Origin of the sequence: Chitiniphilus eburneus, from assembly GCF_005048205.1 — a bacterium.
GTDB classification, from domain to species: domain Bacteria; phylum Pseudomonadota; class Gammaproteobacteria; order Burkholderiales; family Chitinibacteraceae; genus Chitiniphilus; species Chitiniphilus eburneus.
In genome coordinates, this window is the sequence record NZ_SUMF01000030.1 from 14,810 (window position 1) to 23,954 (window position 9,145).

Consider the following 9,145-nt stretch of genomic DNA (forward strand, 5'->3'; position numbering starts at 1 on the left):
GTCACAGGGCCGGGGATGCACCCGGCAGGTCGAGGGCCAGCCGCTGCGCTGCCCGTCGGTATGTATATACATAGATAGGAGCACCCATGATCTTCGCGTGCGTGAACACCAAGGGCGGCGTCGGCAAGACCACGACCGCCGTTCATCTGGCAGTGATGCTGGCCCGTCAGGGCAAGACGCTGCTCATCGACGGCGACCCGCAGGCCTCGGCCGCGAGCTGGGCCGCATGGCGTCGTGAGACGCAGTACGACCCGTCGCCCACCACCACCTGCCTCGCTGGCAAGGCGATCCTCAGTGAAGGCAAGCAACTGGCCACCGGCTTTGAGCACGTTGTCGTCGATGCAGGCGGCCGTGATTCCGTGGGCCTGCGCTCCGCGCTGCTGCTGGCCCAGCGTGCCGTGATCCCGGTCGGTGCCTCCAATCTGGACGCAGCGGCCATGACTGACTTGCTGGAAGTCGTCGAGCTGGCCCGCGACTACAACCCCGAGCTGGACGTGCGCGTGCTGCTGACCCGCGTCGATCCGCGCACCAAGGATGCGGCCGAGATGCTGGAATTTTTGGCCGAGCAGAAGCTGACTGTATTACCTACAAAAGTCTGCGAGCGGGTGGCTTTCCGCCGTGCCATCGGTGAGGGCGCGACTGTTCAGGAGCTGGGTCGCGACCAAGCCGCCATTGCCGAGATGGAAGCCTTCTTCAAGGAGGTGATGGCATGAGCATGAAGGGTAAGCCCAACACGGCGCAGTTCAAGCCGCCCAAAGACCCGACCGCTTTCCTCGAAGGCGGGGAGGCCGACAAGGCCGAAAAGCCGCTGGTGGCACCTGCGGCCGTGACCACGCCACCGGCCGCCACGCCACCCGCTGCCGAGGAAACGCAGCGCTACGGCCGCGCACGGGTGCAAAAAATCTTCAACTTCCCGGAAGAGCTGGCAGACCGCCTGCGCCGTGAAGCGCTCAAGCGCTCCGAAGAGAAGGGCGGGCGCGTCACGGAGAAGGACATCGTGATCGAGGCGCTGGAAGCCTTCCTCAAGGGCTGATAGGTATATATATACCTATCTATGTATATATATAACGACGTTCAATATGGACTATAGTCCATACAAACGCCGACACTCACACGATACAGCGACAGTCGCAACAAAAACTGATATTGTTGCGGTTGGGCGCGGAATAGGGTATAAAAGCGATGTTGACGACAACTGCAAGTGTGGTCGCGCCAAAAATCTTGAAGGAACTCATCGCCGCTGGGTCGGTTTCAGCCGCCCGAGTGGAACCCGGTGACAAGGGCCTCTTGATCGTGGTGCGGGCCGGAATGAATGAGCGAGTGCTGGGTGCGGCCCGAGGTGGCCTCCGGTACTTCCAGAGTCTCGACGGCGCTGCAAGTGTTTTGCAGAGCTACGGGATCATGAAGTTTGACGTGAACACGGAGCACTGGGTGCCCAAGACGATGGTGCGGGGCTACAAGCAAGCCCCGGCGTCGTTGGATGCCGACGAGTGATCCGTGATGACAGCGAAGGAGAGAGCTGACCAGACAGCGAAAACTGGACGATCAGAAAAGCAAAAGCCCGCTTTGGCGAGCGGGCTTTGCATAGAAACCGGGCTGGGTGCCCAGACTAAAAACGAGGAGCAGCTTTGGCGGGCTACTTCATCGTCGTCAGTGAAACCTAACGGATAAGGTTCATTGTACGCAGTCTGACCCCAGCACGCAAGCGTGCGCTCGTCCATACGGACGAGTGATGAGGGGTTATGACGGCGACAACGGCACAGAAACTAGACAACCAGACAGCAGACCGCTTTTTCCAGTCGGGCACCGCGCTCAATCGCGTGCTCACGGAAGCGCCCTATCTGCCGCGTTGCTCTGACGACAAGACGGCCACCCGCGTCCGGCCGCGCGAATACGCCATTCGCTACCCCTACATGCAGGTCAATCGGCCCGGCTTCGTGAGCTGGCTGATTTTCGACCTCGACCACACCAAGGCGATGATCTGGGAGGACGCTGGCCTTCCTGCCCCCAACCTGATCGTCCGCAACCGCCAAAGCGGCCACAGCCACCTCTACTACGCGATTCCCCCGGTCTGCACGACCGAGGCCGCCCGCAGCAAGCCCATCGCCTACATGAAGGCCGTCTACGAGGCCTTCGCTGCCCGGCTCGATGCCGACACTGACTTCCACAGCGGCCCCGTGGCCAAGACGCCCGGCCATCCTTGGTGGCTGACGCACGAGCTGCACGCCCACGTCTACGAGCTGGGGGAGTTGGCCGACTACGTGGACTTGGCTGTGTCCAGCCCGTGGGGCAAGGGGCCTCAGCTCGACGAGGTGAGCCATTCGCGGCACTGCATCCTCTTCGAGCACCTGCGCCACTACGCCTACAGCATCGTCAATCGCGAGCGTGAGCGCGGCTCGTTCGCCACCTTCACGCGGCTGCTCGAAGCCTACGCACACAACCGCAACAGCTTCCAGAAGCTGGGCTTCATGGACAACCTGGCCCAGTCCTCACTCAAGGCCACGGTGAAGTCCGTCGCCCGCTGGACGTGGGATCGCTACACCGGCTGCGGCCGGTGCCACCGGGGCGTGATGCAGCTCGACAAGGACTTGCCGCTGATCGAGCGGCAGCGCCTCGCCGCCGCCCGCACCCACGACGTTCGCCACAAGGCCACCGAGTCCAAGGTGCGCGCTGCGTGCCGCCTGCTGCAACAGAAGGGCGAAGCCCTCACGCAAGCCGCTATCGGCCGCGTGGCGGGCCTCACAAGGCAGACGGTGGCCACCTACAAGCATGTGCTCGAAGAAGTGCTCAAGCCCGTCGCCGTGGCGATTTTGGGGAGCGCTTCGGGCAAGGCCGAGGATGTTAAACATGGTGCACATCAGGTAACTGCCGCCCCGCAGGGGGCCGGGGTTCCGGGTTCAGCTTCGGTGTCCCTTGAGCTGTTTCCTGCCGGGCCGGGTGTCGTGCCTGTGCTGGATGGCTGAGATGGAGCTGGTTTTGGTTTTGAGTAGCCCAAGCGTTTTTCAAACGCGAGTAGCCGCAAGTGGGTTGTGGGTAAGTCCGCAGGACTTATCCATCATCCCGCGCGCAGGGCGAAGCCCGGAGGGTGTTCCGCCGCGCGTCAGCGCGGCCCTCCCGTCACTTTTCGGCGTGGCGGCCGTGTCGGTTGAATGGAGTTCGGAGGATGTAGCGTATGGCTCGCCGGTCTTTTGACGATGAAACGCTCGCATGGGTGCGGGAGATGCCGCTGTCGCAGGTGCTCGACAAGCTGCGCGACGATGGTCAGTTGTTCTGGCGTCGCGATCCTGACTTCGTGCCGGAGAAGGACAAGCGGACGGTGCGGCTGTTTTTGTCGTCGCCCTCGGGCTTCGCTTGGGAAGTGCTTGTGACGGGCCTCAAGTGGTTTGACGTGCGCGCAGGGAAGGGTGGAGGTGGCGGCATCGACCTCGTGATGCACCTGCTGGGCATCGACTTTGTGAAGGCCGTCAAGTTGCTTTCGTCCGGTGCCGGTGTGGCTGGCCAGCGTCGTCCAGTTCGCAACGAGTAGCAGCCGGGCGTCTCCCTTCGGGCCGGGCTGTCGTGCTGCGCATCGAGCCACCTGCGGCGTCTCGACCCCTGCGGGCTTCCATCCTTCCCTCCCTTCGGTCGGCTGACGCTTTCGCCGTCCCGGCGACCAGAAACCTTGCCGGTTTCTGGACTTCCCGCGTCCGAACTTGCCGGACTGGCCGCAGGGGCAGGCGGGGGAAAGACAACCCCCACCTGCTCCCTGCTTGGAGGCTGGCGAAATCTGTCCTCGCCACAAGGGGCCGCTTCGCTTTCCGGCCCTCCCGTGTCCTCGCCTGCGGCTGCGGGCCGCGCCAGTCGGGCCTCCAACCCCTTGCAGCGATGCCAGCTTCCGCAAACAGCCAACAGCCGAACACCGGCCGGGTCGATGCCCGGCTAATGCCTCTTTTGTAGGTATATAGGTATATATATAGATATGCCGCAAGCAGCTTGTTGTGGTGCTCGGGGAGTCGTGACGCAAGGATGGTGGTTTGTTCAATCACCGGAGATCGACTCCATGCAAACCACCAAAACCACCCCGTACCACTGCGCCGAGCTGCGGCGCTCTGTGCCCGTGCTCCAGCGGATCGAATGGGTGAGCGGGATCGGCCAAGACGATGCCGAGCCGGTTGTGCTCGCCGAGGCCTGCGCGCTGGCCAGCCGCTGCCCGAAGGTCGCGAACTGCCCGCTGACGGCCGAGGGGTAGGGCGGCTCGATGGCCGCCCCGGATGCCCCAGCGATGAGCTGGGGCGACTGGCTTACTGCTTCAACAGCAGGACGATGTGATGCGTGATGCCCGTGGCGAGCAGCACGGCGTTCTCGTTGTTGCGAAACGGGTAGCCGTTGTGCTTGATGACGATGACCATGTGAGTCTCCTCCTTTCCGGGGTCGATGAATGACCTCCACGTTTATTTATGCGTTTGCGCAGGCAAGCGATGAAAAAACGCCTCAGCGCGCCACCGACCGGGCCGTGGTCGAGCAGGCTGGCCAGCCGTCGCACACCTCAAAAAACCCTCTTTTATTTGTTTATTAGTTTGTTTGTTTCTTTGTTTGTTGTGCTACAATGCTGGCATGGCTGGTGAAGGGATTGGCCCCGAGCGCCACAGTGGAGATCGAAGACATGGACTTTTCCAAGATGACGCTGGCGGTGCAGATCGCCGAGGTGCTGAACTACGACGACCGAACCCCACCGAACTGGCATGGCCACATTGGTCATGCGGAGGTCGGCGCAAGCGGCTTGCTTATTACTCGAAGCTACGCCTCGCCGCGTGAGGGTGCTAACGAGGAGCGTTTGGTCATCTCGTTGGACGAGGGGAAGGTGCGTCTCAAAGGCTTTGATGAAGCCGGTCGGAAGGTGGACATCCAGTGCCCGCTGTCGATTGAGCAAGTCTTGGAGCGTGTGCTTGGTGCTGCCGTCAACGGTGTGCGCTCGGTGACAGGCTTTGTGACGGCTGTTCGTACCGGCAACCTCTTGCGCCAAGAAGAGGGCAGCGAACTGGTCTACGAGTTCTGACTAAGGGGGAGACACCATGCGTCCAGCCGAATTTCCAGCAGAAGCCATCATCGAAGCCGGTCAAGCCCTGCAAGCTGCCGGGCGCAACGTCACCGGTTTCGCACTGCGCCAGAAGGTCGGCGGGGGCAACCCGACGCGGCTCAAGCAAGTTTGGGATGACCACATCAGCGCTCAGGCCGTCGTCAAAGCCGATGAGGTGGCAGAGCTGCCGGTTGAGGTTGCCGATGAAGTGGCAGCAGTGACGAAGGCGCTGACTGAGCGGATCGCCACCTTGGCTGTCGAGCTTAACGACAAGGCGGTGAAGGCGTCTGAACGCCGTGTGGCCGAGATCATCCGTAACGCTGGCGATCAAGTGGAAAGTGCGAAACGCGAGCTTGCCGACGCCGCGCAAACGGTGGACGACTTGGATGCCAAGCTGGATGAGGCCAGTGCGGAGATCGAGTCGGTCAACCGAAAGCTCGCCGAGTCGCAGGCCCACGCTCAGGCGCAGGCGGTCGAGCTGGCTCAGTTGCGCGAGCGCTTGGCCTCGTCTGAACAAACGAACCGGGCGGACGCCGAGAAGCACGCCGCCGAGCTGGCCCGTGCCCATGAAGCCGCCGAGCGTCTGCGCGTCGAGCTGGAAGCCTTGCGCAAGTCCTCAGCCGCCGAGCTGGATCAGGTGCGGGTGGAGCTGGCCAGCGTCAAAGCCACGGCAGAAAGCGACTTGCGTCATGCCCGCGAAGAGGCGCGCAATCACCAGCTCGCCACCGAGCAGGCCAATGGTCTGCTGGCCCACGTCCGGGATGAGCTTTCGCAGGCCCGCAATCAGGCCTCAGAGGCACGGGAAGAAGCTGCCCGCCTGCGTGGTCAGGTCGAGGCCATCGAAGGCCAGCGCGCCGAGCTGGTCAAGGTCTTGGCCGAGCGGCCGGTGGCAGCAGAGAAGGGCGCGGACAAGGCTGAAAAGCCAGTAGGGAAGGGCACCAAGTGAGCACGCCGCGCAGGATCGCGGCGCTGATCGACGACCTGCGGCTGACCGCATCGAGCTTGCAGCAGGTCATCGACGGTTGCCAGATCGCCGGGCCGGGGGCCGAGCTGATCCAGCATTACCCCAAGATGCTGTGCGAGCTGGCCACGCGCTGGGAAAGCGAAGCCGAGCGGGTGGAGTGGCCCGAGGACTTGCCGCGCGAAGAGGTGTTCACGCCTGCCGAGGTGGCCGCCATCGACGCAACCGAGGCCTTGCTGGGCAAGCTGCGCGGAGACGGTTCGACCGGCGTGCGGCGGTAGGTCGAGAGGTTGCGTGCGAGGCGGCGGGCCGTGTCTACGCTGAATGGCTCACCGATGACTACCACCCGCTTCTCGCCGAACTGCTCGCGGGCCGTGTCGCCCCATGCCGGGGGCACCAGACACACCACCGCCTCGCACTGGGCCAGCGTGCCGTTGTGCCGCAGGGCGGCAAACACACACCCGGCCTCATAGCCGATCCAGAACCGCAGATCGCGGTGTCGCGGGGTGTCCGGCGTCAGCATCAGGCGCTCGCGCAGCGCGGGCGGGTAGGCCTCGCAGACTTCGGCGGCCGACAACTTGGCCGAATGGAACACCGCCACGTTGATGTTGGGCCGGTTGGCGACGAAGGCCGCCAAGCTGCGGCGTGCCTCGGGCGTGGAAAGAATCGAATCGTGCTCAATCAGCATCAGCATGGCAGGGCCTCCCCCAGTGAGTGACGGAGTGGGCGGCGCACGCCGCTGACCAACTCCTCATTGCGAACAACACGCGCCAAAGCCGCTTGCAGCCGTTGCGCGGCCTCATCGTCAAAACCATTCCGGCACAGGATCAGCGGCGCACCCGAGCGGGTCGCCTGCTCGATGTAGCCCTGCGCATCACCGTCCGGCACCACCGCTGCCCAGTAAAGCTGCCTCGTCCGGCGAAGTGTGCCGGTGATCTCACGTTCGGGCCGCTCATCCGAACGCACAGGCCGGTGCGCCACGTCGTTGATGCGGTCGCCCAGCTCAGGCACCTCACCGCGCACGTCCTTGATGGTTCGCATCGCTCCGATGCGCCACCGCGTCAGCACGAGATCCACCTGCGGGTAGGGCATCAGCACCTTGGCGAGCCGGGCAGCAGGCCCGATGTCGCCGATGGTCTGCCCGTACAGCAGCCGCTCGAAGTCGAAGAACAGGATCATGGTCGTGGCCTTCAAGCCGCTTGCAGCAGATCGTGCTTGCGCAGGGTGGCGTGGGCCAGTCGGTCGAACTGCTCACGGGCTTCCGGTGCGAGGTTTTCCAGCGCAGCACCGATGCGGCCCACGGCCGCCACCGGATCGGTGGCGATGTCGGCCGACTGGATGCCCTGCTCTTGCAGGTAGTCCATGCCGACCGGGCCGAGCACCTGACGGGTGTGTAGTTCGAGAATGGTGTGAACAGGCTCAGGCGGCAGCATCTGGGCTGCGAGGCGAGGGCGGACGTAGGTCAGGGAAACCCAGACACCAACCGCCACGGAAGCCGCGTACAGGGCCATGAAGCCGCTGTAGCCCAGCGCTGGGGCCACGGCCTTGCCGACGCCAACAAAGGCCGCAAACGTCCACGTCGTGGCGCTGACGGCCCCCAGCACGGCGGGCAGGAAGGCTGCACGGTGCGGATCGTCCTGCGGCTGGCTGAAAAGCGGGAAGGCCCAGCGGTGCAAGGCGATGCCATTGAGCGTCAGCAGGCCCACGATGGAGAGCTTGGCCAGCAGCTTGGGCTTGCTCCACAGCAGGGCCAGGTCAAGCCGCGTGTCCAGCAGGATGACGGCGAAGCCGGTGATCCACAGAGCCGTGAGCGCGAGGGTCACGCCGTTAGCGGCCTTGGTCAGCAGCTCCGTGTCCACGCGACGGCGGCGGAAGATGGCGAAGTCACCGAAGGCCACGGCCGCGAAAGCCGCAGCGAAGGCCAGCAGGTGCGCGAGGATCAAGCCCATGCGGGCGACGGCGGTCAGGTCGAGGTTTTCCATGTCGTTGTCCCTTGGGTGTTACTGGATCGCGCGTTGAACGTCGGCGCGCTGCGCCCGCTCGCGGGCAGCGTCCACCTGCTGCCGCTTCGCGGCGAGCTTCTGCGAGGTGTAGAGCGCCAACAGGGCTTCCATGCGCTCCTTTTTCTGCCGGATGGCCGCATTGAGCTGGGCTGAAACGCCCTGAGCGCGCAGGTAGTCCACCCACAGGGCGCGGCTGCTCACTTGCGTGATGGACTTGTTCCACTCCGAATCGGCGAAGCGGCGCATGGCCTCCGTGCTCATCATCTCGGCCGGAGACATGGTTTCGTAGTCACCGATGGGTGGCGACGGCAGTGAGCCGTAGCCGTCCGAGTCATTGAGCACGCTCGCCATCGAGGTCGCGCCCTTGGAGGCCGCCTGCAACGCATCGCCGTTGGCTGCGGCCACCTGCACCGGATCGAACTGGGTGGACGGCGGCACGCCCATCGGCGGTGCCGCGCCGAACAGCTTGTTGTACTGGGCCATCGTGTCGCTGCCCAGCACCGGATACAGGCCGTCGTTCTGAATCGGGAAGGTCTTGCAGAAGTAGGGCGACGGATCGGTCGCGTAGTTGAAAGCAGTGCTCTGCTTGCTGATCGCGTTCGGGAGCTGCGCCGGGTTGAATGTCGGGTTCTTGTTCGCGTCTGCCGAGAAGGTCTTGGCGCGGGCATCGTCTGCGTTCGGCACGCCATAAATGAAGTGCAGGTGGACTGCGCCGCCCGGCTGCATCCCGGTGGAGCCAGCGCGGCCGATCTCCTGCCCGGCCTGCACCTTGTCGCCTTCCTTCACGGCGATGTAGCTCAGGTGGTAGTACACGGCCGACTGCCCGTTGTCGCGCTTGATGATGACGGTGTTGCCTGCGCTGCCTCGCAGCTTGGCCCACGTCACCGTGCCTGCCGAAGTGGCATAGAGTGGGGCGGTTTGCCCGCTGGTCGAAAAGTCGAGGCCGTCGTGCATGTGCGGCTTGGCGTTCCCGGAACCGAAGTTCGCGGCACCGCCCTCACGGAATTTTCCGAAGCGGCCGGACACTTGCTCTTTGCTCGTCGGCGACACCATGCAGGTGTCAGCGATTGCGCCGCCGCTCATCGACAGCGCGAGGGTCAAACTGAGCAGCTTGCGCATCTGTGT

Annotated in this window: 13 protein-coding genes; 9 read left to right on the forward strand and 4 right to left on the reverse strand. The window is 64.1% G+C overall.

Features of this window, described 5'->3' with window-relative positions; all coding sequences use genetic code 11:
* Window positions 1–86 precede the first annotated feature (86 nt).
* From FAZ21_RS16960 to FAZ21_RS16995, 9 genes are all read left to right on the forward strand, one after another.
* Window positions 87–713: a nucleotide-binding protein gene (locus FAZ21_RS16960; RefSeq protein WP_105224164.1), complete on the forward strand. Its 627-nt coding sequence runs from the start codon at window positions 87–89 to the stop codon at window positions 711–713.
* Window positions 710–1,033 carry a hypothetical protein gene (locus FAZ21_RS16965; protein ID WP_105224163.1) on the forward strand — a complete coding sequence of 108 codons (324 nt, stop codon included), beginning with the start codon at window positions 710–712 and terminating at the stop codon, window positions 1,031–1,033. Before FAZ21_RS16960 ends, FAZ21_RS16965 begins: the two co-directional genes overlap by 4 nt.
* Window positions 1,034–1,182: 149 nt before the next feature.
* Window positions 1,183–1,494 carry a ParC family partition-associated protein gene (gene parC / locus FAZ21_RS16970; protein WP_105224162.1) on the forward strand — a complete coding sequence of 104 codons (312 nt, stop codon included), beginning with the start codon at window positions 1,183–1,185 and terminating at the stop codon, window positions 1,492–1,494.
* 248 nt (window positions 1,495–1,742) lie between these two features.
* On the forward strand, window positions 1,743–2,963 hold the full coding sequence (locus tag FAZ21_RS16975) for a replication initiation protein (protein WP_136774626.1): 1,221 nt from the start codon (window positions 1,743–1,745) through the stop codon (window positions 2,961–2,963).
* Between the two features lie 209 nt (window positions 2,964–3,172).
* Complete coding sequence (locus FAZ21_RS16980; RefSeq protein WP_136774627.1) at window positions 3,173–3,526, forward strand: hypothetical protein; 354 nt, start codon at window positions 3,173–3,175, stop codon at window positions 3,524–3,526.
* A 513-nt stretch (window positions 3,527–4,039) separates the two neighbouring features.
* Window positions 4,040–4,228 (forward strand): hypothetical protein, encoded by a 189-nt coding sequence (locus FAZ21_RS16985; protein ID WP_136774628.1) that lies wholly within the window; start codon window positions 4,040–4,042, stop codon window positions 4,226–4,228.
* A gap of 189 nt (window positions 4,229–4,417) precedes the next feature.
* Window positions 4,418–4,555, forward strand: a complete 138-nt coding sequence (locus tag FAZ21_RS20420) for a hypothetical protein (protein ID WP_169307469.1) — start codon at window positions 4,418–4,420, stop codon at window positions 4,553–4,555.
* A gap of 72 nt (window positions 4,556–4,627) precedes the next feature.
* Entirely contained in the window at window positions 4,628–5,035 is a 408-nt protein-coding gene (locus tag FAZ21_RS16990) for a hypothetical protein (protein WP_136774629.1), read from the forward strand.
* Window positions 5,036–5,051: 16 nt separating this feature from the next.
* A complete protein-coding gene (locus tag FAZ21_RS16995) occupies window positions 5,052–6,002 on the forward strand; it encodes a DNA-binding protein (protein ID WP_136774630.1) in 951 nt (316 codons plus the stop codon).
* Between the two features lie 115 nt (window positions 6,003–6,117).
* On the opposite strand, the gene FAZ21_RS17000 is transcribed toward FAZ21_RS16995, so the two are convergent.
* The 4 genes from FAZ21_RS17000 to FAZ21_RS17015 are packed head-to-tail and all read right to left on the reverse strand — an operon-like array spanning window position 6,118 to window position 9,139.
* Entirely contained in the window at window positions 6,118–6,711 is a 594-nt protein-coding gene (locus tag FAZ21_RS17000) for a hypothetical protein (RefSeq protein WP_136774631.1), read from the reverse strand.
* Window positions 6,705–7,196, reverse strand: coding sequence for a hypothetical protein (locus tag FAZ21_RS17005; RefSeq protein WP_136774632.1), 492 nt, complete (start codon window positions 7,194–7,196; stop codon window positions 6,705–6,707). Before FAZ21_RS17005 ends, FAZ21_RS17000 begins: the two co-directional genes overlap by 7 nt.
* A gap of 11 nt (window positions 7,197–7,207) precedes the next feature.
* Window positions 7,208–7,999, reverse strand: coding sequence for a hypothetical protein (locus FAZ21_RS17010; protein ID WP_136774633.1), 792 nt, complete (start codon window positions 7,997–7,999; stop codon window positions 7,208–7,210).
* Between the two features lie 18 nt (window positions 8,000–8,017).
* Window positions 8,018–9,139 (reverse strand): M23 family metallopeptidase, encoded by a 1,122-nt coding sequence (locus FAZ21_RS17015; RefSeq protein WP_136774634.1) that lies wholly within the window; start codon window positions 9,137–9,139, stop codon window positions 8,018–8,020.
* Window positions 9,140–9,145 lie beyond the last annotated feature (6 nt).

Bases quoted from the DNA above. Each gene is read 5' to 3' on its own strand.
- FAZ21_RS16960 (WP_105224164.1), top strand. From the start codon at position 87: ATGATCTTCGCGTGCGTGAACACCAAGGGCGGCGTCGGCAAGACCACG.
- FAZ21_RS16965 (WP_105224163.1), top strand. From the start codon at position 710: ATGAGCATGAAGGGTAAGCCCAACACGGCGCAGTTCAAGCCGCCCAAA.
- parC (WP_105224162.1), top strand. From the start codon at position 1,183: ATGTTGACGACAACTGCAAGTGTGGTCGCGCCAAAAATCTTGAAGGAA.
- FAZ21_RS16975 (WP_136774626.1), top strand. From the start codon at position 1,743: ATGACGGCGACAACGGCACAGAAACTAGACAACCAGACAGCAGACCGC.
- FAZ21_RS16980 (WP_136774627.1), top strand. From the start codon at position 3,173: ATGGCTCGCCGGTCTTTTGACGATGAAACGCTCGCATGGGTGCGGGAG.
- FAZ21_RS16985 (WP_136774628.1), top strand. From the start codon at position 4,040: ATGCAAACCACCAAAACCACCCCGTACCACTGCGCCGAGCTGCGGCGC.
- FAZ21_RS20420 (WP_169307469.1), top strand. From the start codon at position 4,418: ATGACCTCCACGTTTATTTATGCGTTTGCGCAGGCAAGCGATGAAAAA.
- FAZ21_RS16995 (WP_136774630.1), top strand. From the start codon at position 5,052: ATGCGTCCAGCCGAATTTCCAGCAGAAGCCATCATCGAAGCCGGTCAA.
- FAZ21_RS17000 (WP_136774631.1), bottom strand. From the start codon at position 6,711: ATGCTGATGCTGATTGAGCACGATTCGATTCTTTCCACGCCCGAGGCA.
- FAZ21_RS17005 (WP_136774632.1), bottom strand. From the start codon at position 7,196: ATGATCCTGTTCTTCGACTTCGAGCGGCTGCTGTACGGGCAGACCATC.
- FAZ21_RS17010 (WP_136774633.1), bottom strand. From the start codon at position 7,999: ATGGAAAACCTCGACCTGACCGCCGTCGCCCGCATGGGCTTGATCCTC.
- FAZ21_RS17015 (WP_136774634.1), bottom strand. From the start codon at position 9,139: ATGCGCAAGCTGCTCAGTTTGACCCTCGCGCTGTCGATGAGCGGCGGC.